The following is a 22,607-nucleotide window of genomic DNA, read 5'->3' as shown; positions in this document are numbered from 1 at the left end:
CACAGCGAGGCGCATGCACTCGTAGACTCGCCTCATGAGTACGGCAGAAAAGCTCTCGGGTGGCACCGCCACTATCACCGACGAGCGGGTCGAGTACAGCACCGACAACGGTGATCACGAGCGGTTCTCCCATTACGCGGAGAAGGACAAGATCACCGAGGCGCTGGTGCTCGGCACCCCGGTGACCGCGCTGTGCGGCAAGGTGTGGGTGCCGAGCCGCGATCCCAGCCGCTTCCCGATCTGCCCGACCTGCAAGGAGATCTTCGACGATCCGAACTTCTTCTACGACGACGACAACGAGTCGTCCGGGGCCGGGGAGAAGTAGCGGCGATGGGATCGGGGACCGTGGTCGCCGAGCGGGCGGTCACGTTCCCCGGCTCGGTGCGTGAGGCGCTCGACGTCCTCGCGGCGTGCCCTGACGCGACCGTGGTGGCCGGCGGCACCGAGGTGATGGCGCTGGTCAACGCGGGCGCGGTGGTCCCGTCCCGGCTGGTCGTGATCGACCGGATCGAGGAGCTGCGCGGAGTGTGGTTCGCCGACCAGGAGATCGTGCTGGGCTCGGCGACGACGTGCATGGATCTGATGCACAGCGATGTGCGTGGCGTGCTGCCCGCGCTCGCTCAGGCGGCGCGCGCGATCGGCGCGCCGGGGATCCGCAGCCGGGCGACGCTGGGCGGCAATCTGCTCTCCGGCAAGCGGTCCGGCGGCCCGACCGCCCCGGCGCCGACCCGCGACCTGCTGACGGTGCTGGTCGCGTTGAACGCGGTCGCGGTGTGCCGGTCGGCGGACGGCTGGCGGCAGATCCCGGTGCTGGAGCTGTACGCGCGCGACGGCGGCGTGGACCTGCCGCCCGGCGAGCTGCTGACCGCGCTGCGGGTGCCGATGAGCGGCGGTCCGCAGGGCTTCATGAAGGTGGGCACGCGGGCCGGGGCCGCGCGTCCGCTGGTGACCTTCGCGTTGGCGGCGGACTTGCCCACCCGGACGGTGACTTGCGCGATCGGCGGGTTCTCCCCGGCGGCGGTGCGGGTGGATCACGCCGGTCAGTGGCTGGCCGAGCATGTGGACTGGGAGAACTGCGCCATCCCCGATCCGACGACGTACCCGCGGTTCGCGCGGCTGATCGCGGAGGGGCTCGTGGTCCCCAGTTCGGCCGGCCCGGCGGGCTGGACCACGGCCACAGTGCCGCAGGAGTACCGCGAGCTGGCCGCCGAGGTCTGCGCTCGGCGGGCGCTCGTGCGGGCGCTGCCGCCGGCCGGCTGGCTGGAGCAGGTGGCCGAGTATCAGCAGCGCGCCGAGTTCCTGCGGCACCGGGCGAAGGTGGAGCGTGCCGAGCGCGGCCTGCGTGCCGAGCCGCCGGTGCCTGGTCAGGGAGCCGGGTTCGAAGGGATGCGCGGTGAGTGAGCCGGGTTTGAGCGGGCCGGGCCCGGAGGACTCGGGTACCCCGGGGTCAGCCGGCGTGCAGTCCGGCGCCGTGGCGTGGGCGACCGCCGGTTTCGAGCTGACCGTCAACGGGGTGGCGCAGCCGGTCTCCGACGCGTGGATCGGCGAGAACCTGCTGTTCGTGCTGCGTGAACGGCTCGGGTTCACCGCCGTGAAGGACGGCTGCGGCGAGGGCGAGTGCGGGGCGTGCACGGTGCTGATGGACGGTCAGCCGACCGCCGCCTGTCTCGTTCCCGCGGTCGCGGCGGCCGGACGCGAGATCGAGACTCCGGAGCTGCACGCGGTGCCGCAGCCCGACGCGGTGGCCTGTGCGCTGGCCGCGCACGCGGGTGCGGGCTGCGGGTTCTGCCTGCCGGGGATCGGGATGGAGCTGCGCGCGCTGCTGGCCCGCAATGCCAAGCCGAGTGCGGCGGCGATCCGCGAGGCGCTGAGCGGGCACCGCTGCCGTTGCCTGCCGCCGGAGCGGTTCATCGCGGCGACCGACCAGGCGGCCACGGCGCTGGCGCGCGAGCAGGCGCGGGTCCAGGCCCAGGCCGAGGCCCTCACGCAGGCGGAACTGGACGCGCGAGCGCAGCCGATGCGCGAGTCGCCGGTGCTGAAGTCCGCGAACTACGGGCGCGTTCCGGCCCAGGGCGCGAGCCGGAGCCATCCGACCGGCGAGCATGAGCAGTCCGGGGTGCGGGCGTGACCACCCCGACCTCGCTGCCGGGCTTCCTGATCGGCGAGCAGCTGCCGGAGCGATCCGAGGACGCGGCCCAGCCGGTCGAGTCCGAGCTCGCCGAGTACGGTCCGAACCTCAGCGAACCGAGCCCGGCGGCCGGGGACGGGGTCGGGAAGGTCGTGCCGACGGCCAAGGCCAACGGCCGCTATCCCTACGCGGCCGACTTGGGCGTGCCCGGCATGCTGTGGGCGGCGATGACGCGCAGCCCGCATCCGCACGCCACCATCGTGGGCTGCGATACCGAGGCGGCTAAGGCGCTGCCGGGTGTGCACGCGGTGCTCGCGGGGCCCGATCTGGGCGTGAATCAGGTCGACTACCTGGGGCAGTGCGTCGCCATCGCGGCCGCTGAGCACCCGGCTATCGCTCAGGCCGCCCTGAACGCCATCACCATCGATTACCAGCCGCAGGAGCCGCTGACCGATCCGCGGCAGGCGTTCAACGCCGCGCCGATCCACGCGGACGGGAACGTGGCCGCGCACCGGTTCTTCAGCACAGCGCACGATGCGACGGCCGCTCAGCCGCGCAAGCCCTCGCCTTCGGCGCGGCGCGCGGAAGCGTTGCAGGGCTTGACGGGTGCGAACGCGCAGGCCGCCGACGGGCCCGAGGTGCCGCCGCGCAGCGTGTCGGTCATCCACGGGTACGAATTCGCCCGGCCCGCGGACTGGCCCGCCGGTCCGGGCACCGTGTTCGCCGTGCCGCACGGAGACGGCGTCGAGATTCACACGCTGAGCGTGGATCCGGGCCGTGACCGCCGCGCGCTGGCCGCCGCGCTGGGCCGGCCCGAGGCGGAGATCCGGCTGGTGCCCGCGCCGTTCACCGGCGGGTCCATCGCGGATGACGCGGACCTGCGGGTGGCTGCCGCGCTGCTGGCCGCGCGCACCGGTCGGCCGGTCAAGGCTGTGGACGGCAGCGTCGGGCACTGGCCCGCCGGTACCGCCGAGCCCGCGGCCCGGGTGCACGCGATCCACGTCGCGGACCAGGACGGCACGCTGCGTGAGGTGCGCCTGGAGCTGGTGATCGACGGCGGCGCGGAGCCCGCGGCGGCCGAGGCGCTGCTGGACGAGTACTGCCGGCTGGCCGCGGGCCCGTACCGGGTGCCGAAGGTGGAGGTGCAGGGCTGGGTCGTGCGCACGCACAATCCGCCGCTGGCCCCGTGGCCCGGAGGCGGCGCGGCGCTCGCCGCGGTGGTCGCCGAGGCACAGATGGACGCGGTGGCCGCCGAGCTCGGCATGACCGGGCTCGAAGTCCGGGTGAAGAACCTGATGCGCACCGGGGACAAGCTGCCGGACGGCCGCAAGGTGGTCGCCGCGGACATGCTGCCGGAGCTGGTGACCGCGGTGCTGGACGCGTCGGTGCCGCCGTTCCCGCCCGGCCCGGACGTGCGCGAGTTCCCCGGCACGGTCGGGCGCACCGGGGAGATGACCCGGCTGCGGCGCGGGGTCGGCGTGGCGCTGGCGATGGTCGACCTGGTGCCGCCGGGCCTTGCCGAGGAGCTGGCCACGGCGCAGGTGGCGCTGACCTCCGACGTGCACGGCCCGATCGCGCACGTCAGCACGGCGATGGTGGACACCGGCGCCGGGCAGCACGCGCTGCTGCGGCGGATCGTGCGCGAGGTGCTGGGCGTGCAGCGGGTGCTGGTGCGCCGGCCGACCGCGCCGGGGGCGCTTCCGGCGACGCCGCTGGCATCCGGGCGCGCGGCCTGGCTGCACGGCATGGCGGTACAGCGGGCGGCGCGTGCGGTTCGTTCGCAGGCGCTCGCCGCGGTCGGCGCGGAACTGGCGATCTCGCCGGAGCTGCTGGAAGTTCGCGGGGACCGCGTCGTCAGCTACGACGGCATGCTGTCGCGGCCGCTGGACGCGGTCTACCGGGCCGCGCTGCGCGGCGCTGCGGTGTATCTCGCGGACGGCGAATTCCGGGTACGCGGCTCCGGGCCGGCCGAGCCGGGCGTTTTCGTTCCGGAGCCCGGACAGGCGCACGTGGCGTTCGCGGTCCACCGGGCGGTCGTCGACGCGGACACGGAACTCGGGTTGATCCGGCCGGTGCGGGTGACGGCAGCGCACGACGCGGGCCGCGCTCTGGTGCCGGGGCGGATCGAGGCGGCGATCGCGGCCGGGGTGATGTCGGCGGCCTCCGCGGTGTTCGCGGACGAGGCTCCGGCGGCGCGAGCCGAGGCCGGGGCGCTGGCCTGCGCGCAGCTGCCGAGCGCGCTGGACCTGCCGGAGGTGGACGTGCTGCCGCCGATCCAGTCCTCGATCGGGGAGCTGGAGACCACGGCGCTGCGGCGGCGCGGCTTCTCGGCTCCGCTGCCGCTCGGCTACCAGCCGGTGGGCCGGATCGCGCACGCGGCGGCGGCCGCGGCGCTGGCCTGCGCGGCACGAGACGCGTTGGGCGCACACCGCACGGCGATCCCGATCCGGCCCTGGGAAACCGGCCGCGACAGATAAGCCTCCTTACAGGCCCCTGCATGCGTAATGGCCAATATCCACTTGCGCCCATGACGTAGGCTGGAGAGATGGCCAGCTTCGTCGAGACCTCACCGGACCCCGTGCAGACCACCGAAATCGTTCAGCTCGACGGGCTGTTCTCGTCCAAGTACCTGGCCGTGACGATCGGCATCATCGCCTCGGTGCTGCTGACCGCGTTCGAGGCGATGGCGGTCAGCACGGCGATGCCGGCCGCAGTCGCCGACCTGCACGGCCTGCCCTACTACTCGCTCGCGTTCAGCGCCTTTCTGACGCTGAGCCTGCTCGGCATGGTGCTCGCCGGGCAGCGGGCGGACGCTCGCGGGCCGCGGCTGCCCTACCTCGGCGGGTTCGGCCTGTTCGGCGTCGGGCTGCTGGCGGCCGGGACCGCGACGAGCATGGCGCAGTTCGTGCTCGGCCGCGCCCTTCAGGGTTTCGGCAGCGGGCTGATGATCGTCTCGCTGTACATCCTGGTGGCGCGGGCGTATCCGGAGCGGCTGCACAGCAAGGCGTTCTCGGTGATCGCGAGTTGCTGGGTGCTTCCGGCCATCATCGGGCCGTTCATCTCCGGAGTGCTCACCGAGGACGTTTCCTGGCGCTGGGTGTTCCTCGGCGTCGCGGCGCTGATCGCGGTTCCACTCGGCTTCCTGGTGCAGCCGCTGCGCAACGTGCCCGACCTGCCGGCCCCGCCCGAATCCGCCGCCGCGGACGCCGCTTCCTCGAAGGAGGCTGCTTCCTCGACGGACACCGCTTCCTCGACGGACACCGCCGCTCGGCAGCGCACGGTACGGATCTGCGCCGCGCTGACCGCGCTCGGCGCCGGGCTGTTCCAGTTCGGCAGCCAGCAGCTCAACTGGGTCGGCGCGGTGCTGGTGCCGCTGGCGGTGGTGCTGCTGGTGCCGAGCGTGCCGAAACTGCTGCCGCGCGACATCTTCCGGGCCGGGCGCGGGCTGCCCACCGTGGTGGCGATGCGCGGGCTGATGGCCGGGACCTACTTCGGCATCGAGGCCTTCATCCCGCTGATGCTGGTTCAGGAGCGCGGGATGAGTGTGACCGCCGCCGGGCTCTCGCTGACCGGGGCGGCGATCAGCTGGGCCGCCGCGGCGTGGGCGATCAACCGGCCGTGGCTGCGCGCGCGGCTCTCCCAGGCGGGCATGGTGCGGCTCGGCGCCGGTATCACCACGACCTCGCTGCTGCTCGCGATCGCGGCGATCAGCCCGCACGTGCCGCAGTGGACCGCGGCGGCGGCGATGTTCTTCGCCGCCGCCGGGATGGGCCTGGTCTGGCCGAACGTCAGCGTGCTGACGCTGGAGCTCTCGGCTCCGGGCGACCAGGGCGCGAACGCCGCCTCGCTACAGGTCGCGGACGGGCTGAGCAGCACTCTTTCCATTGCTGTCGCCGGGGCCGTCTACCATGCGCTGCACACCTCGGCGGCCGCGGATCGGCCGGTGTTCGCGCTGATGTACGGCATGTTCATCGCCGTCGGCGCGGTCGCGTGGCTGATCGCGCCCCGGGTGCGGGTACGGTAGATCTCCGCGCTCGCACGCGCGGTGTCCGGCGGTAGGCGAATGAAGGGGGCAGAACTCTGAGCACGTCCGCAGCGTCCCACCTGTCCCCGGCCTATCCCGACCGAGCCCCGTGGGGCACCGCCGGGCGCCTGCGCGCCTGGCAGCAGGCCGCGCTGGAGTCGTATCTGGCCAACGAGCCGCGTGACTTCCTCGCGGTCGCCACGCCCGGCGCGGGCAAGACCACGTTCGCGCTGCGCATCGCCACGGAACTGCTGGACCGTCACATCGTGCAGCAGGTCACGGTCGTGGCGCCGACCGAGCACCTCAAGCACCAGTGGTCCGAGGCGGCGAAGAAGGTCGGGATAGGGATCGACCCGACCTACTCAGGCGCGTCGGGCGGCACCTCGCGCGATTACACCGGCATCGCGGTCACGTACGCGGGCGTCGCCGCGCACCCGATGCTGCACCGGCGTCGCGTGGAGAATCGCAGGACCCTGGTGATCCTGGACGAGATCCACCATGCCGGGGACGCGTTGTCCTGGGGTGACGCGGTCTTCGAGGCCTTCGAGCCCGCCGCGCGCCGCCTGGCGTTGACCGGAACCCCGTTCCGTTCGGACACCGCGCCGATCCCGTTCGTGACCTACGCCCCGGACGCCGACGGCGTGCGCCGCTCGGTCGCGGACTACACCTACGGCTACGGCGGTGCGCTCGCGGACGGCGTCGTGCGGCCGGTGATCTTCCTCTCCTACGCGGGGCAGATGCGCTGGCGCACCAAGGCCGGCGACGAGGTGGCCGCGAGCCTCGGCGAGCCGATGACACAGGACGCGGTGGCGCAGGCCTGGCGTACCGCGCTGGATCCGGAAGGCAACTGGATGCCCGCCGTGCTGCGGGCCGCCGATCGCCGGCTCGACGAGGTGCGCCGCGCGGTCCCGGACGCCGGCGGCCTGGTCATCGCGACCGACCACAACGCGGCGCGCGCCTACGCGAAGATGCTGCGGGAGATCTCCGGCAAGCCGGCGACCGTCGTGCTCTCGGACGATCCCAAGGCTTCGAGCCGGATCGCGAAGTTCAGCGAGTCCGAGGACAAGTGGATGGTCGCGGTGCGGATGGTCTCCGAGGGCGTGGACGTGCCGCGGCTGGCCGTCGGCGTGTACGCGACCTCGATCTCGACCCCGCTGTTCTTCGCCCAGGCGGTCGGCCGGTTCGTGCGGGCGCGGCGGCGCGGCGAGACCGCCTCGGTGTTCCTGCCCTCGATCCCCTCGCTGGTCCAGTTCGCCAACGAGCTGGAGCTCGAACGCGACCATGTCCTCGACCGCAAGAAGCGCGGCGAGGGCGACTTGTGGAGCGAGGAGGAGGACCTGCTCGCGGACGCCAACAAGACCAAGGACGAGGCGCCGCTTGAGGAGTTCACCTTCAAGGCGCTCGAGTCGGAGGCCAACTTCGACCGGGTGCTCTACGACGGCGGCGAGTTCGGCGTCGCGGCGGAGGTCGGCAGCGCGGAGGAGGCCGACTTCCTCGGCATCCCCGGCCTGCTGGAACCCGAGCACGTACGCACTCTGCTGCAGAAGCGGCAGGCGCGGCAGATCTCCCGGCAGCGCGGGTCGCGCGGCGGCGCGGCGGCGGTGCCGGCGGAGCAGCGTCCGGTGGTCAGCCACCAGCAGCTGCTCGAGCTGCGCCGGGAGCTGAACAACCTGGTCGGCGCCTGGCACCACCAGACCGGGCTGCCACACGGGGTGATCCACGCGGACCTGCGGCGCAGCTGCGGCGGGCCGCCGACCGCGCAGGCCACGGCCGCGCAGCTGCGCAGCCGGATCGACACGGTACGCAAGTGGGCCGCGAGCCGCGCATCGTGAGGGTGAGCCCTGAGCGGCGAGCGGATTTGACGAGCTTCTCGACCGCGCGTCCTAGACTCTCGCTGTGACGACGACCACGCACCACCCGGAGACCTCGCAGACCCTGGACCGGGGCCTGCGCGCGCTCGAAGAGCTGGCCGACGCACCCACGGGGCTCACCGTCACGGAACTGGCCGACCACCTCGGGGTGAATCGCACCATCGTCTACCGGCTGCTGGCCACGCTGGAGCTGCACGGTCTGGCCCGCCGGGACGCGGCAGGGCGGGCGCGGCTCGGCATCGGCGTGCTGGCGCTGGCCCGCCGCGTGCAGCCGCTGTTGCGTGACGCGGCCGCGATCCCGCTGCGCCGCCTGGCGGAGGAGGTCGGCGCGACCGCGCATCTGACGGTCGTCGACGGCACCGAGGCGCTGGCGGTCGCGGTGGTCGAGCCGACGTGGACGGACTATCACGTCGCGTACCGAGTGGGTTCGCGACACCCGCTGGATCGGGGCGCGGCCGGCCGCGCGATCGTGGCGTACCGCGACAGCGGGACGAAGACGTACAGCGTCACGCAGGGAGAGCTGCAGGTCGGCGCGTTCGGAATCGCGGCGCCGCTGGTGGACGTGCCGGGGATCGAGGCCTCAGTCGGCGTGATCTCGTTCGGCGAGCTCGATCCGGCCCGCACCGGACCCCGCATCGTGCGCGCCGCCGCCGAGGTCGCCAAGGCGCTGCGCTGAGACGGCGTTCTCGCGGGCGACGGCGCAGGCCGGAGTCGAACCCGGCAGCCGGTACCGGTTCACCGAGATGAGGTGATACGCGCCGGCCGCCAGCCATGAGATCGGCGGGACCAGCATCAGCGCGCCGATCGGCCGCCACGGCCAACGCGAGCGCAGCAGCACCCGCGCCACCGCCGCCGCTCCGGAGCGGATCGGCGCGTCCGCGGCTACCGGAAGCCATTGCACGGCCTTGCTCACCTGCTGCTCGGTGAGCCCGTGCGCGGCGAGGTCGAGCATCTGCCAGGGCACGAACCGCACGTCAGGCCGGCACCAGGATTCGAGAATGTGCACCGAGGCCGTGCAGAAGCCGCAGTCGCCGTCGAAGACCAACGTCGGGCGCACCGCCGCGGGCTGTCGTCCGGTACTGATTCCGTCTGCGTTCGTCTCGCCTGCGCTCATGCTTTGAGCGTAGGCCGGTCCGAGCAGGCGGCGCCCGACCGCCGCCCAGAACCGGTCGGGCAGGAAGATCGCGTCACCGACCAGCATGATCGCGGAGAAGAAAGGCAAGGCGAGCAGCACCGCGATCGAGACGTGCATGAGCACGAGGACGGCCAGGGCCGGGTACTTGAGGCGTGGGCTGAAGACGATGAACGGGAAGCCTGCCTGCACGAATACGGTGACGTACCCGGCGATCGCGATGGCGATCGCATGCCCGGCGAGCCAGGCCGACAGTCCGGGCCAGGGATGGAACCAGTTAAGTCGTAGGACGTAGCTGAGCGCCGAGCCGTTCTGCCACATCGAGCCCTGGACCTTGAGGAAGCCCGCGGTTCCGTAGATGACGCAGATCTGCGCGGCGATCACGAGCACGGCGCCGTTGTGCGCGACTATCGCCATCCGCCGCCGCGCCTCGGCCAGCTCGGCGCGCCAGTCCGGTGCGTATTCGACTGCGCGATCGAGCGCCGAGTCAGAGCTCTGCGCTGGCAAGTCACCTGCGAGCAGCGCCGCCCGCGCCTGCGCGTTTGCCCGCAATCCGCGCCTGCGCGCATCAAGCGACCAATGCGTACCGCAGGCCGTGAAGACGAGATAGACCGACATCAGCGTCAGTACGTTGTCGCCGCCGTCGGTGAGCAGCGGTGCGCGGTTTTCCAGTGCCACCACGACGAATGCGAACAGGATGGAGACGATTCGCGTGTGCCAGCCGAGCACGAAGGCCACGCCGACCGCGATCGCGGCGATATAGAAGAGGTCGAATTCAGCGCTGGTGAGGCCTGCCACCGCGGTGAACCACGCGCGCAGCAGTCCCGACCAGCCGGATCCCGTGGCGTACGCGCGATCGAGCGCCGGGCTCCAGGTGGCGTCCGGACCCCACATGGCCTCGCGCTCGCCCCACTCGCGCAGCAGGAACAGGACCCACAGCGTGCCGTACCCGAGGCGCAGCACCGCGAGGCCGCGCGCGGCGATCAGGCGCGTCGTCACGGTCTCGTATCGGTCGCCGAACCACCACAGAGCGCGGCTGAGCAGGCCCGGGTTCATCCGGTGCCTACTTGCGTGACACTCGAATCGCTCGAATTGTGCGTCACGGACCACCAGTCGAGCGTGCGAGTCTGCGGTGCGGTCTGCGCGGGCGTGCGGCCGGGTCCGGGGATCAACGTCGTGATGGCGCGGATCTGCACCGAGCCGATCGTTCCGCGGCCGACGTGCCCGCTGAGCCGTTCGAGGGCGACGGCCATCAGGTACTTCTGCATGACGTCGGCGTTCGCGCCGGTCGGGTTGCCGTTGCTGTCGTGCGTATCAAGCCATTGGAACCAGGCGTTGCGCAGCTGGTTCTCGGTGATGTGGCCGGGTACCGGATTCCCGAGCTCCGCCGCCTCGTCCTGCGCCGAGAGGTTCACCCAGCCGGTCAGCCGTCCGTCCGGGTCCAGGCTGGCGCGCGCGTCGATCTCGATGTTCTCCGAGACCGGGTTCGGCGCGAACAGCTGCCAGTTCTGGGTGAACAGCGGCTGCATCCACCGGTTCACCGAGCTCGCGTAACGCTGCGAGACCGGGTTGGCCGGGGCGTTGTAGAGGAAAGTCGCCGCCAGATGCAACGCCACGACCAGGAGCACGGCCAGCGTTGTGCCGCCGACCAAGGCGCGCGACCAGGAACGGGTCAGCGGCCTCGGGTTCAGTGCAGGCTCGCGCCCGGGCGCGGTGCCGGAACCGGGAGTCGAGGCGCTCATAGCCGTCCGAGCGTACCTGCGGATGTGCGGCGCCGGGACTGCTTCGCGCGGGTGCCTTTCCGCTAATCTCCCCTAGTACAAGTTGCGGTGACGTGGCGACTTAGGGGATTGCGGGGCGGAGCCATGACTACGGGACCAGAGGCCGGTTACTACGCCGATCCGTCCATACCGGGGTATATCCGCTACTGGGATGGCACTCAATGGGTGCCGGGCACGAGCCGACCGGGCCCGGAGTTGCAGCAGCAGGAAGATCAAGCCGCGCTTCAGCAGTCCGTGGCCGCGCAGTTGACGCAGGCGCTTCCGGCGCAGGTTCCGCCGCAGACTCAGGCTCAGGCTCAGATTTCGGCGAACCCGGCTCCAGCGCAAACGCCGACGCACACACCGACGCCGACCCCGACGGCACAGACCGGTTATCCGTGGCAGCAGGACGCGGCCGATATCGATAACCAGGCCGTCAGCTCCGTCGCAACGATGGTCGTTCCCTCCGCTTTCGCCAACCGGGGAGCATACGGATCCGGGTGGTCCAGCGGCAGCAGCTCGCCGTTCGACGCGATACCGGGCCTGTACCGCGCGAACGAGCAGGAGGAATCGAAAGAGGCGGAGGTGCGCGTCGTCGAGTTGGCATCGGCAGGCTCGCGCATCCTGGCGCGCATCATCGATCTCTGTATCGCAGTCGTGCTCTCGCTCCCGGCGACGGTCACGCTGATGCTCATCGCCCATCGGCACGACCACGCGTACGTCAACGAGCTACGGCTCCACGCCACGACGACGTACCGCACGCTCGGCATGGACGCGATGGGCATCACGCTGTGGGCCGCAACGATCGCGGTCGTGCTGTTGACCGCGATCATCCTTGAGGCATACCGGCTCCCGCGCACCGGGCAGACGACCGGGCGCCGGATGGTCGGTGTCCAGGTGGTGACTGCGGGCACGGCCGAAGAGGTGTCCGGTGGCGCGGCCTCGACCCGCGCGTTCCTGTTCTGGTTGCTGGCGCTGATCCCGGTCGTGGACGTGCTGGCGCTCGGTGGCGTGCTGTGGGGCCGTCCCTATCGGCAGGGCCTTCACGAGAAGCTGAGCAGAACGCTGACCATACGCGCCTGATCGACAGCGGCGACGGAACGCGACAACGGAACCAGCCGCGAGAGCCGTCAGCCGCCGGCGAGTCGAGGAATCCGGGCGCGGCCGGCGCAGAGTACCGGCAAGCTCGAGTTAGCGCACTTACCGGACGCCGGCCCCGTCCCACGATTCCGGCATCACCTTGGGCAGCAGGTCGAGGTCCCGCAGCGAGTCCACCACGGGCGCGACCCGCGGTACCGCGAAACCGTCCAGCAGGGATCTGATCTGCCGCGCGGTCTCATCGTCGAGCTCGCATATGTCGTCGACGATCTCGACCCGATCCGTCCGGGCGAGTTGGGCACCGATCTGCGCTCCGCCGCCGCCGCGCAGTGCGGTGGCCGTGGCGAGCAGCACGTTGAGAATCCCGGGCAGCTGCGCGTCCCAGGGATCAGTGACCGCCCGCCACAGTCCACAGGACCAGGAGAAGGAGCAGCGCTCAGCCACCGCCGCGCGGATCGCCTCGACCAAGATCGGGGCGTCGGGCGCGTCCACGCCACAGACCGCGAACCGGACCGACCGGCCGCGCGCGATGATCATGCTCAGCGCGTCTCGCCAACCGGGCTCCAAGGCCAGTCCCACGGTGACCGGAACCGTCCGGGGAAGTTGGGTCAAACGGGCTAGGCTCCGGTGCACCGACTCGCCGCAGTGCCGATCCCGCTCATGCGGGATGTCGATGCCCACCGCCGGCCGCGAAGCCGCCGCGCTGCGATAGCCGGCCAGCGCCCGCGCCGCCGTGCCGTGGATCATCACCGGCAGGTCCGGCACCCCGTCCGCAGGGGCCGCGGCCGCATCAGGCCAGGCCTCGGCGTGTACTACCCGCCGCCCGATCGCCGGAGAGACCGGCTCCGCGGAGCGCGGCGCTCCTCCGGCGCGCCCGGCCCCGCCTCCCGCGCCCGGCCTGCGGATCATCGAGAAGTCGTCCAGCAACGCGTTGAGAAGGAGCCTCGGTACTGCCTGTGACATGCCGGTCACGGTAGCGCCGAGCCCAGCTCCCGACAATGCGGACGATGTTAATTCGGGGCGTCGATTCACCACTAAACCGAACAAGCTGCCCGGCCTCATCGCGGGCACCCTCTGTCCACATTGTGAAATACCGTGCGCTCGCTTCACGGCAGGCCCAAGCTGGAGACAATTAATAGGGAGGGACCATGAATATTAATCGGCCAGGGCGCTCCGGGGCCTTCGGGGGCCGCGCGGCGGGGCAAGCCGAGGGCGGCATCACGGCCGAGAACCTCACCAAGGTCTTCCACGTCTCGGCCCGCAGACCCGGCCGCTTCTCCGCGGTCAGATCCCTGATCAGCCCGCAGCGCGTGGCCAGGACGGCGGTCGACGGCGTCAGCTTCCAGATTCAGCCGGGCGAGCTCGTCGCGTTCCTCGGGCCGAACGGCGCGGGCAAGTCGACTACCATCAAGATGCTGACAGGTATCCTGACGCCGAGCAGCGGCCGGGTGGAGGTCAACGGCCTGGTCCCGCACCGCGAGCGGATCGCGAACGCGCGGCGGGTCGGCGCGGTCTTCGGCCAGCGCTCGCAGCTGTGGTGGGACCTGCCGGCCCGTGACTCGCTCAGCGTGCTGGCGGACATCCACGGCGTCGGGCCGGAACTCTTCCGCGAACGGGTCGCGGCGTTCGACCGCATCCTGGAGCTCTCAGCGTTCTGGGACACCCGAGCCCGGCAGCTCTCGCTTGGCCAGCGGGTGCGCTGCGACCTCGCGGCGGCGCTGATCCACGACCCGGCGGTGCTGTACCTGGACGAGCCGACGATCGGCATGGACGTGGTGGTCAAGGAACAGGTCCGGGAGTTCCTGCGGGACCAGGTCGAGAACCGCGGCCGCACAGTCGTGCTCACGACGCACGACATGACCGAGGTGGAGCGGCTGGCCGAGCGGGTGATCCTGATCAACCACGGCCAGATCGTGTACGACGGCGATTTGAGCACGCTGCGCAGGAACCATTCGGACACTGATGAGCCCGACGGGAACGCGGACCTGGAAGACGTCATGCGCCGCGCCTTCGGCCGCCAGGCCAGCGAGCTGCTGGGCGAACGCGCCGAGTCGGAGTCAAGCACTCGTCTCGGCGGCACAGGCGAACGCGCGGGAGCCCAGAACGCGGACAAGCCGCAAGCGGCGATGTCGTCGTGAGCGAGGTCGCGCTTAATCCGATGACAGGTTCCGGGGCGCCGCAGGCACCGCTTCGTACCCTCGCCGACGGGCGGCAGTCGCGGCGAGCCTGGCGAGCCGCGCGCGTCACCGTGCTCAGTGAGTTCTACGAGTGGGGACGCGTCGCCTCCACCCTCGGCATGCTGGTGATCCGCGCCGCGCTCACCTACTGGCTCTGGCAAGCCCTCTACGCCACCACCAAGTCCAGTGCCGGCCTCGACTCGCGCCAAGCCACCACCTACGCCCTGCTCGGCGTCTTCTACGTGGCCTTCCGGGCGGTCAATCGGTGGGCGGCGCGGGACAACATGGTCCAGCACATGCTGGAGGGCACGATCGCCTACTGGTTTCTGCGCCCGGTGAGCCCGCGCAGGTTCTACTGCATCAAGGCCTGCGGCGACCTCGGCTACGGCGCGTGCTGGGGCGCGATCGCCTACATCGTCTGTCTCACGACCGGCGTCATCGCACCGCCGGTCAGCGCGCGAGCGGGCTTGGCCGCGCTCGCGTGCATGGCGCTCGGCCTGGTCACGCTGTACTACCTCAGACTGCTGATCGACCTGGCCTGCTTCTGGACCGTGGTGAACAACCAGTTGGTGATCATGTACGAGATCGTGCAGAACGTGCTGGCCGGAGCCCTCGTTCCGCTGTGGTTCTTTCCGGCCTGGTTCGCCGCCTTCGATCGGCTGCTGCCGTTCCAAGGCACGCTCAACGTGCCGTTGTCGCTGTACATCGGCCGCACGCCGGTGAACCAGTTCGCCGGCGCGCTGGAGGTTCAGGCGCTGTGGATCGCGATCCTCGCGGTGCTCTCCACGCTGGTCTGGCGGCGCGCGTCCGCCCGAGTGACGGTGCTTGGAGGCTCAGATGACCACGACGATGGACGCGGGTCGCGCACGCGGGATCCGCGCTGACCTCGACCGCAAGCCAGGCCTACGCGAGCAGGCCGCGCTGTATTACCGAATCAGCCGGCTTAACCTCAAGGCGCAGACGGCGTACCACGGCGAGTTCGTTCTCGGCCTCCTGTTCGGCCTGGTGTGGCAGGGCTCGATGGTGCTGTTCGCCGGGGTGTTGCTGCTGCGGTTCCCCGGCCTCGGCGGCTGGAAGCAGGGCGACGTGCTGCTGATCGCCTCGATGCGGTTGGTCTCGCACAGCTTGTACGTGGCCTGCTTCAGCAACATCGCGATGCTGTCCATGACGGTGCAGGAGGGCCGGATGGACGGCTTCCTGCTGCGGCCGATGCCGGTGTATCGCCAGGTGCTGCTCTCCCGCTTCCAGGTCAACTCCTTCGGCGACCTGCTCGCGGGCGCAGGCATCTTCGTGCTCGCGCTGTTCCGGCTCGACCTCGGCTGGACGCCGCTGAAGGCCGTGTACGTGGTCTGCGGCATCCTCGGCGGCACGTTGGTCGAGGCCGGGGTGCAAACCCTGCTGGCGATCGGGGCGCTGCGCTTCACCGGCCTGTTCACCTGGACAAGCTGGGTGGACCAGACGATCTCCACCTTCGGCAACTACCCGCTGAACGTGCTGCCGAGCCCGGCGAAGGACGCGCTGACCTTCGTCTTCCCGGTCGCGTTCATCGCGTACCTGCCGGCGGCGATCGTCACCGGCCACACCGCGACCACCGGCCTGCCGCTGTGGCTGACCGCGGCGGCCCCGCTGCTCGGCCTCGGGTTCTTCCTCCTGGCCAAGGCGGTCTGGTACCGATCGCTGCGGCTGTACCAGTCGGTGGGCGGCTAAACGGTAGCTGCGGCGTTAGTCTTCCCAGGCGCAGAACTCGATCAGCGTGCCCTCCGGAGCGCGCACGTGGGCGACTCGCATGCCCCAGGCCGGCTGGTCCACCGGTGCCGCCGCGGACTGAGCGCCGCGCCCGATCGCCTCGGCGTAGGCGGCGTCCACGTCCGGCACCCGGAAGGCGAGGACCACGTGGTCCGCCGAACCACGCTCGCCTGCGCCATCGCCCCCGACCGCCTTGGCCATCAGCGCGCGGTCGAACAGCGCCACGTCCGTGCCGCCTTGCTTGTCCTTGAAGGCGCCGTACGGACCGGCCTCAGCCTGGGCCGGGTCCTCGCCGGTCTCCTGCGGCGAGAGTCCGAGCACGTCGCGGTAAAAGCGGTAGCTGGTGGGGAAGTCGTCCACGAGAATTCTGATCTGGCTCAGCATGGGCCCATTCTCGCCCAGGAGCGATCATCTACGGAGGGAACGCGTGGAACTCGATCTCTTTCCTCCCTCCTTGCCAGTGGTCGCGACGGTGAACCAGTACGACGACGGTCCGGCCTGGCTCGCGAGGTTGCCCGGAGTCGTCGAGGAACTACGCGAGCGTTGGTCGCTACGCCTCGGCGCGCCGTTCCACGGCGGTAGCTGCTCGTGGGTGGCGCCTGCTTGGACGCCTGATGGCGAGCCCGCGGTGCTCAAGGTGACCTGGCCGCATCGCGAGGCGATAGGCGAGGCGGAGGGCCTGCGGCTGTGGTCCGGGCGCGGAGCGGTGCTTCTGCTCCAGGAGGATCGCGAACAGCTCGCGGTGCTCATCGAGCGGTGCGAGCCCGGAACGACACTCGCGGAATCGGATCAGCTCACCCCGGACAGGCGGCTGCTGATCGGCGCGCAGCTGTTGTACGAGCTGTGGTCGGCGACGCCGCCGGAGCAGACCGGCCTGGAACCGCTCGGCGAGGTGACCGCCGAGTGGGCCGACCTGGTCGAGGCTCGGATGGCGCGCTTCAAGCCGGACTTCGATCCCGGCCTCGTCGCGCTCGGCGCGCGACTGCTGCGCGAGCTTCCCCACAGCGCCGAACGCCGGGTCGTCGTGCACGGAGACTTCAACCCGGGCAACATCCTCGCGGCGCAGCGCAAGCCCTGGCTCGTGATCGACGCCAAGCCGATGATCGGCGACCCGGCCTACGATGTGTGGCCCTTGATATCGCAGATCGACGACCCGTTCGCGCACGACGACGCCCAGAGCGTCCTCGCCGAGCGCATGTCGCTGGTCGCGGGCATGGTCGGCGAGGACGTGCGGCGCTTGGCGGCGTGGGCGTTGGCGCGTGAGATCGAGTTGGCGTTGTGGTCGCTCGCGCATCCGGACGCGCCGCCGCCCGCGGGTTCGATCGAGAAGGCCCGCGCGTTCGCGAAGCTCGCCGAACTGTAAAGCAAGATCCACGAAGAGCCCGATGCGCGTCGGCCTCTGAGCGTCAGGGCACCGCGACGACCCCGGCGTCCTCGAAGTCCGTCAGCGCCTTGGCCAGCGTCACCGGGGACACAGCCGCGGTCTTGTCCAGCAGCACGCGCACCGCGAGGCCGTTCGCCGCTGCGTCCAGAGCCGTGGCCCGGACGCAGTGATCCGTGGCGATGCCGACGACATCGACCTCGGTCACGTCGTGCTCGCTCAACCAGGCTGCCAGGGACTCGCCGTCGGTCGTCGAGCCCTGAAAGCCCGAGTACGCCGCCTCGTGCGCGCCCTTGCGGAATTCAGCGTCGAACGAGAGGCCCGCCACTGCCGGGTGGAAGTCAGCGCCCTCGGTCCCGACGACGCAGTGCACCGGCCAGCTGTTGACGTAGTCCGGGCCGTCCGGCGGTGTACCGAAGTGCGCGCCCGGATCCACGTGGTAGTCACGGGTAGCGACGGTGAACTGCGCCCCTCCGGAACCCTCCGCGACGTACCGCGCGATCAGCTCGGCTGCGGCGGCGCCCCCTTCCACCGGCAGCGAACCGCCCTCGCAGAAGTCGTTCTGCACGTCCACCACGATCAGTGCCCTGTTCATCAGCGCGCTCGTCCCTCTTCTAAGGCGTTCAAGGACATCAGACGTTCTCGTAGACGGTAGGGATCACCGCGTCGCCGCGCGAGAGCTGCGTCGCGGAGATCGGCAGCTCGGCGAGCGAACGGCGGTGCAGCTCGCGGGCCTCCTCCAACGTCGCCCGGTCCACCAGCTCGCCATCCACCATCAGGGTCTTGATCAGGCTTCGGCCGCGGTCGGCCAGGTCCGCCGGGGGTTCGCCGATGCCGATGACCTCCGCGGTGGCCACGCCGTCGCCGTCGATGCGGCGGTAGGCGTACTTGCGGCCGCCTTGGCTGGGCTTGTCCGGCGACCGCTTGGATACGGGCACGAGCTCGCCGTCGGGCTGCTCCGATTCGGCCCGCGCGACCAGCTTGTAGACCATCGACGCGGTCGGTGCGCCGCTGCCGGTGACCAGCTGCGTGCCCACACCGTAGGAATCCACCGGAGCGACCGCGAGCGCGGCGATGGCGTACTCGTCGAGGTCGCTGGTGACCACGATCTTCGTGTTGCGCGCGCCGAGCTCGTCGAGCTGCTTGCGCACCCGGTGCGCCATCCACAGCAGGTCGCCGGAGTCCAGCCGCACCGCGCCGAGGTCGGGACCGGCCACCTCCACCGCGACGCGCACGGCCTCGGCCACGTCGAACGTGTCGACCAGCAGCGTGGTGCCCTTGCCGAGCGTGGCCACCTGGGTCTGGAACGCCTCGCGCTCGGTGTCGTGCACGAGCGTGAACGCGTGCGCGCTGGTGCCGACTGTCGGCACGCCGTAGCGGAAACCCGCCGCCAGGTTCGAGGTGGACGCGAAGCCGGCCAGGTATGCGGCTCGCGCGCTCGCGACGGCGGCTTCCTCGTGGGTACGGCGCGAGCCCATCTCGATGCACGGCCGGCCGGCCGCGGCCGAGGTCATCCGCGAGGCCGCGGCGGCGATGGCCGAGTCGTGGTTGAGCACGGAGAGGATCAGCGTCTCCAGGAGAACCGCCTCGGCGAACGTGCCCTCGACCGCCAGGATCGGCGACTGCGGGAAGTAGGACTCGCCCTCGGCGTATCCGCGCACGGTGCCGCGGAACCGGTATCCGGCCAGCCAATCGAGCGTGGCGCGGTCGACCACGCCGGTCCGGTCGAGGAACGCCAACTGCTCGTCGTCGAAGCGGAACGCCGCGATCGCGTCGAGCAGGCGGCCGGTTCCCGCGACCACACCGTAGCGCCGCCCGTCGGGCAGCCGCCGCGCGAAGACCTCGAAGACCGAGCGCCGGTGCGCGGCCCCGCTGCGCAGCGCGGCCTGCAACATCGTCAGCTCGTAATGGTCCGTCAGCAGCGCGGTCGAGGCCGCGGCCGCGGGCGTGGAGTGCTCCTCGGCACCGTCCCGGCCCCCACTTATCGTCATCATGACGATAAGTGTACTCCGGTGCGCCGGCTATGTCGCGTCCACTGCACCGATCCGGGGTGTGAGGCCGCTCTCAGATGATGCGAAGATGGGATGGTGACCAGCGCACCGGTTGAAGTCGACCGGCCGGACGTCCGCGGCGAGGAGGAGGTCGCCGAGGAAACCGACCGGCCGTGGACCACGATCGTGTGGAACGACCCGATCAACCTCATGAGTTATGTCACCTACGTCTTCGAGAGCTACTTCGGTTACCCCAAGACCAAGGCGCACAAGCTCATGCTCGACGTCCATCACCGCGGCAAGGCCGTCGTCGCGCACGGCAGCCGCGAGGAGATGGAGCGGGACGTGTCCGCCATGCACTCCTACGGCCTATGGGCCACGATGCAGCGCGCGTGACCGCCGAAGCGGAGCCGCGCGGCGGCGCTGAAACCTGCCGGGCGGCGCCGGCCAGTATCGTTCCCGACGGCCACCGGCCGCACCCAGGCGAAGGCTCGTGAGAGAGAAGTGCCCTTTCGAAAGGACAGACGTGCCGTGATCGCGGCGTTCACCCGCGGACCCGACGACACCGTGCTCGTCGACCTGCGCTCCGCCGAGGCGCGGCTGCTCGCCGACCTGTTCGGCGACCTGCTCGAGCTGCTGGCCGGGGAGGATCCGCAGTCCCTGCGGCCGAACCAGGCCGATCCGCTGGCCGCGCAGCTCGGCCTGGACGGGCTCGGCGACGACACGCCACCGGCCCGCCCGGACGATCCCGCGCTGGCCCGCCTCTTCCCCGACGCCTATCCGGACGACCCGGACGCCACCGCGGAGTTTCGCAGATACACCCAGGCGGATCTGACCGCGGAGCGGCGGCGCCGGGCGAACGTGGCGCTGGAGACCCTCGATCGGATCAAGGGCGGCGGCCGGCTCAGCCTCATCCCGGTCGAGGCGGCCGCCTGGCTCGGCGCGCTCAACGACCTGCGGCTCGTGCTCGGCACCCGGCTTGAGATCACCAGCGACGACCAGGAACCCGGCCAGGACTTCGGCCCGGCCGACCCCCGCACGGCGTACATCCCGGTGTACTACTACCTCGGTTACCTCCAGGAGACGCTGGTCGAGGCGCTGTCCGCCTGACGTGGCGGGGCCGCGTGCGATCGGCCGGGTGCCCTACCCTGGTTCCGTGTTGACCATCGACAAGAGCATCTACGACGCGATCGTCGAGCACGCCCGCGCCGACCACCCCGACGAGGCCTGCGGCGTGGTCGCCGGCCCGGCGGGCTCGGACCGGCCCGAGCGGTTCATCCCGATGGCCAACGCGGCGCGCTCGCCCACGTTCTACGAGTTCGACTCGGCGGACCTGCTGAAGCTCTACCGCGAGATGGACGACCGCGACGAAGAGCCGGTCGTGATCTACCACTCGCACTCTTCGACCGAGGCGTACCCGTCGCGCACGGACATCTCATACGCCTCGGAGCCGAACGCGCACTACGTGCTGGTCTCCACGCGCGACGCGGACGGCCTCGGCGAGTTCCAGTTCCGTTCGTTCCGCATCGTGGACGGCGTCGTCTCGGAGGAAGAGGTCGTCGTCGGCTAGGCGGCGAGATGCCGCCCGGCTTTCCACATCACGAATCGTGCATGACGGTTCGGCAACGGTCGCGTCCTGAGCCGGTACGGGGCCGATTTACACCGATTGCCGCCCGTACCATCGACTGGGGCGGTCACGGGTACGTGGCTACGCCTGTAAGTCAGCCAAGGGCCGGATCGCCGGTGACCACGGAGGGATGAGCGAGCGATGAGCCCGGAGACGAGCCCAGGATCGAGCGCTTTGCGGCGGCTCGCCTCGGCGCCCGTCTTCGCCCCGCGGTATCGGCGCGTCGGGTTCTGGTGGGCCGGGACCCGCTTCCTGCTGATGCTCTGGGCGCTCCAGGCCATGCCGTACTTCTCGCGCGGCTCGGTCATCGGCGACGTCTATATCTACAGCGGCTGGGCCAACACGATGACCCACGGATCGTTCCCGTCGAGCGATCCACAGTGGCAGTACCCGCCGGCCGCGGCCCTGGTGATGATCTTCCCGAAGCTGATCGCGCATGTCGGCATCGGGTACGTCAACTCCTTCTTCTTCTTCGCGCTGGCCGCGGACGCCGTGGTGTTCACGCTGCTGATCGGGCAGGCGGACCGGATCGCGGCGCAGACCGGCCGCGAAGCGCACCTGTCCGGGGTGTGGGCGTGGGTGCTCGGGGGCTTCGCGCTCGGTCCGATCCTGTTCATGCGGTACGACGTCATCGTTACCGCGCTCGCCGTAGGTGGCCTGGTCGCGACGGTCAAGGCGACCGAGCGGCGCACGCCGGAGCAGGCCGAGAAGTGGACCTGGAGCGTGCGCGGCGTCCTGCTCGGGCTCGGCGCGGTGGTGAAGGTCTGGCCGGTGGTGCTGCTCGCGGGTCTGCCGGGTGGCAGGCGCGGGGTGCGGGCGGTGGTCTCGGCGGTCGTCGGCGCGGTGGTGATCTGCGCTCTGATCGCCGCGGGGCTGTCCGGGGCGCTGTCCTTCCTCGGGCATCAGTCCAGCCGGGGCATCGAGGTCGAGGCCGTGTTCGCCTCGCCGTTCATGATCGCCTCCTGGTTCGGCTACCCGGTCAGCACGGTGCACGAGGACGGCAATTTCCAGCTCGCCGGGCCGGGCACCGGCCTGGTCGCCTCGGGCGCGATCCTGCTCACGCTGCTCGGATTCGGCATCGTGCTGTGGTGGCGGGCGCGGCGGTTCCACCCGGAGCGCTGGTCCCCGGCGCTGATGTACGACGCCGGATTCACGGTGCTGCTGGTGATGGTGGTCACCAGCCGGGTGCTCAGCCCGCAGTATCTGATCTGGCTCATCGGCCTGTCCGCGCTCTGCCTGGCCGAGAATGTGCCGGACCGCCGACGCACCCTGATGGCCACTCCGGCGCGGATGGTGATGGCCTGCACGCTGGTCAGCCAGCTCGAGTTCCCGATCCTGTTCCTTCAGGTCATGCACCACGGCTTCCTGGGCACCGCGGTGGTGGCCGCGCGCAACCTGGTGCTGCTGGCGGCCACGGTGATCGCGCTGCGCAAGCTGTGGTCCGCGACCACGGCGAAGGAGCCGGACCCGGCGGGGCCGGCCGGCTCCGCCCCCGGCGCGGTGCCAGGAGCCCGGTCCGAGGCGGAGGCCCACGCCGCAGCCGGCGCGGTCGTGCCGCCGGTCGGCGACCTGGTCGCCTTGCAGCCGGCGGGGGCCGGTCCGGCTCCGGCCGGCGCAGAACCCAGGGGCGCCTCAACGAGGTAGGGACTATCATCACGCGCGGGTCCCGACC

General features: G+C 71.0%; 22 protein-coding genes. 16 read left to right on the top strand and 6 right to left on the bottom strand.

Going from position 1 to position 22,607, the window contains the following annotated elements:
* The first annotated feature begins 34 nt into the window (after window positions 1-34).
* From VFA06_RS13280 to VFA06_RS13250, 7 genes are all read left to right on the top strand, one after another.
* Entirely contained in the window at window positions 35-325 is a 291-nt protein-coding gene (locus tag VFA06_RS13280) for a DUF3039 domain-containing protein (protein ID WP_324840834.1), read from the top strand.
* A 5-nt stretch (window positions 326-330) separates the two neighbouring features.
* Entirely contained in the window at window positions 331-1,401 is a 1,071-nt protein-coding gene (locus VFA06_RS13275; protein WP_324840833.1) for an FAD binding domain-containing protein, read from the top strand.
* Complete coding sequence (locus VFA06_RS13270) at window positions 1,394-2,128, top strand: (2Fe-2S)-binding protein (protein WP_324840832.1); 735 nt, start codon at window positions 1,394-1,396, stop codon at window positions 2,126-2,128. The genes VFA06_RS13275 and VFA06_RS13270 overlap by 8 nt, the downstream gene beginning before the upstream one ends.
* A complete protein-coding gene (locus tag VFA06_RS13265) occupies window positions 2,125-4,605 on the top strand; it encodes a xanthine dehydrogenase family protein molybdopterin-binding subunit (protein WP_324840831.1) in 2,481 nt (826 codons plus the stop codon). Before VFA06_RS13270 ends, VFA06_RS13265 begins: the two co-directional genes overlap by 4 nt.
* A gap of 68 nt (window positions 4,606-4,673) precedes the next feature.
* Window positions 4,674-6,152 carry an MFS transporter gene (locus VFA06_RS13260; protein ID WP_324840830.1) on the top strand — a complete coding sequence of 493 codons (1,479 nt, stop codon included), beginning with the start codon at window positions 4,674-4,676 and terminating at the stop codon, window positions 6,150-6,152.
* A 56-nt stretch (window positions 6,153-6,208) separates the two neighbouring features.
* Window positions 6,209-7,984 carry a DEAD/DEAH box helicase gene (locus VFA06_RS13255; RefSeq protein ID WP_324840840.1) on the top strand — a complete coding sequence of 592 codons (1,776 nt, stop codon included), beginning with the start codon at window positions 6,209-6,211 and terminating at the stop codon, window positions 7,982-7,984.
* Window positions 7,985-8,048: 64 nt separating this feature from the next.
* On the top strand, window positions 8,049-8,699 hold the full coding sequence (locus tag VFA06_RS13250; RefSeq protein ID WP_324840829.1) for an IclR family transcriptional regulator: 651 nt from the start codon (window positions 8,049-8,051) through the stop codon (window positions 8,697-8,699).
* On the opposite strand, the gene VFA06_RS13245 is transcribed toward VFA06_RS13250, so the two are convergent.
* Both VFA06_RS13245 and VFA06_RS13240 read right to left on the bottom strand, forming a co-directional pair.
* Complete coding sequence (locus VFA06_RS13245) at window positions 8,604-10,211, bottom strand: DCC1-like thiol-disulfide oxidoreductase family protein (RefSeq protein WP_324840828.1); 1,608 nt, start codon at window positions 10,209-10,211, stop codon at window positions 8,604-8,606. The genes VFA06_RS13250 and VFA06_RS13245 overlap by 96 nt on opposite strands.
* On the bottom strand, window positions 10,208-10,897 hold the full coding sequence (locus tag VFA06_RS13240) for a DUF5819 family protein (protein ID WP_324840827.1): 690 nt from the start codon (window positions 10,895-10,897) through the stop codon (window positions 10,208-10,210). The genes VFA06_RS13245 and VFA06_RS13240 overlap by 4 nt, the downstream gene beginning before the upstream one ends.
* Before the next feature lie 123 nt (window positions 10,898-11,020).
* Between VFA06_RS13240 and VFA06_RS13235 the strand changes: the two genes are divergently transcribed.
* Window positions 11,021-11,998, top strand: coding sequence for an RDD family protein (locus tag VFA06_RS13235; protein ID WP_324840826.1), 978 nt, complete (start codon window positions 11,021-11,023; stop codon window positions 11,996-11,998).
* Between the two features lie 117 nt (window positions 11,999-12,115).
* Here the strand turns inward: VFA06_RS13235 and VFA06_RS13230 are convergent, their stop codons facing one another.
* Window positions 12,116-12,976: a hypothetical protein gene (locus VFA06_RS13230; RefSeq protein WP_324840825.1), complete on the bottom strand. Its 861-nt coding sequence runs from the start codon at window positions 12,974-12,976 to the stop codon at window positions 12,116-12,118.
* A gap of 185 nt (window positions 12,977-13,161) precedes the next feature.
* On the opposite strand from VFA06_RS13230, the gene VFA06_RS13225 reads away from it, so the two are divergent.
* The 3 genes from VFA06_RS13225 to VFA06_RS13215 are packed head-to-tail and all read left to right on the top strand — an operon-like array spanning window position 13,162 to window position 15,897.
* On the top strand, window positions 13,162-14,151 hold the full coding sequence (locus VFA06_RS13225) for an ABC transporter ATP-binding protein (RefSeq protein WP_324840824.1): 990 nt from the start codon (window positions 13,162-13,164) through the stop codon (window positions 14,149-14,151).
* Window positions 14,148-15,074, top strand: a complete 927-nt coding sequence (locus tag VFA06_RS13220) for an ABC transporter permease (RefSeq protein WP_324840823.1) — start codon at window positions 14,148-14,150, stop codon at window positions 15,072-15,074. The genes VFA06_RS13225 and VFA06_RS13220 overlap by 4 nt, the downstream gene beginning before the upstream one ends.
* Window positions 15,028-15,897 (top strand): ABC transporter permease, encoded by an 870-nt coding sequence (locus VFA06_RS13215; RefSeq protein WP_324840822.1) that lies wholly within the window; start codon window positions 15,028-15,030, stop codon window positions 15,895-15,897. The genes VFA06_RS13220 and VFA06_RS13215 overlap by 47 nt, the downstream gene beginning before the upstream one ends.
* A gap of 15 nt (window positions 15,898-15,912) precedes the next feature.
* Here VFA06_RS13215 and VFA06_RS13210 read toward each other — a convergent pair whose 3' ends face one another.
* A complete protein-coding gene (locus VFA06_RS13210) occupies window positions 15,913-16,320 on the bottom strand; it encodes a VOC family protein (protein WP_324840821.1) in 408 nt (135 codons plus the stop codon).
* 43 nt (window positions 16,321-16,363) lie between these two features.
* Between VFA06_RS13210 and VFA06_RS13205 the strand changes: the two genes are divergently transcribed.
* Complete coding sequence (locus VFA06_RS13205; protein ID WP_324840820.1) at window positions 16,364-17,299, top strand: aminoglycoside phosphotransferase family protein; 936 nt, start codon at window positions 16,364-16,366, stop codon at window positions 17,297-17,299.
* Window positions 17,300-17,342: 43 nt separating this feature from the next.
* Here the strand turns inward: VFA06_RS13205 and VFA06_RS13200 are convergent, their stop codons facing one another.
* Window positions 17,343-17,912: an isochorismatase family protein gene (locus VFA06_RS13200; protein ID WP_324840819.1), complete on the bottom strand. Its 570-nt coding sequence runs from the start codon at window positions 17,910-17,912 to the stop codon at window positions 17,343-17,345.
* A gap of 37 nt (window positions 17,913-17,949) precedes the next feature.
* Entirely contained in the window at window positions 17,950-19,308 is a 1,359-nt protein-coding gene (locus tag VFA06_RS13195) for a nicotinate phosphoribosyltransferase (protein ID WP_349260171.1), read from the bottom strand.
* A gap of 93 nt (window positions 19,309-19,401) precedes the next feature.
* On the opposite strand from VFA06_RS13195, the gene clpS reads away from it, so the two are divergent.
* From clpS to VFA06_RS13175, 4 genes are all read left to right on the top strand, one after another.
* Window positions 19,402-19,704, top strand: coding sequence for an ATP-dependent Clp protease adapter ClpS (gene clpS, locus VFA06_RS13190; protein ID WP_349260170.1), 303 nt, complete (start codon window positions 19,402-19,404; stop codon window positions 19,702-19,704).
* Window positions 19,705-19,839: 135 nt separating this feature from the next.
* Complete coding sequence (locus VFA06_RS13185; protein WP_324840816.1) at window positions 19,840-20,418, top strand: DUF2017 domain-containing protein; 579 nt, start codon at window positions 19,840-19,842, stop codon at window positions 20,416-20,418.
* A gap of 46 nt (window positions 20,419-20,464) precedes the next feature.
* The gene (locus VFA06_RS13180; protein ID WP_324840815.1) at window positions 20,465-20,878 is read left to right on the top strand and encodes a M67 family metallopeptidase; all 414 of its coding nucleotides are present in this window, start codon (window positions 20,465-20,467) and stop codon (window positions 20,876-20,878) included.
* A gap of 198 nt (window positions 20,879-21,076) precedes the next feature.
* A complete protein-coding gene (locus tag VFA06_RS13175; protein WP_324840814.1) occupies window positions 21,077-22,579 on the top strand; it encodes a glycosyltransferase 87 family protein in 1,503 nt (500 codons plus the stop codon).
* Window positions 22,580-22,607: the final 28 nt, after the last annotated feature.

Origin of the sequence: Actinocrinis sp. (genome assembly GCF_035653575.1) — a bacterium.
In the GTDB taxonomy this organism is placed as follows: Bacteria; Actinomycetota; Actinomycetes; order Streptomycetales; family Catenulisporaceae; genus Actinocrinis.
This window is presented reverse-complemented; position numbering and strand designations above follow the sequence as displayed.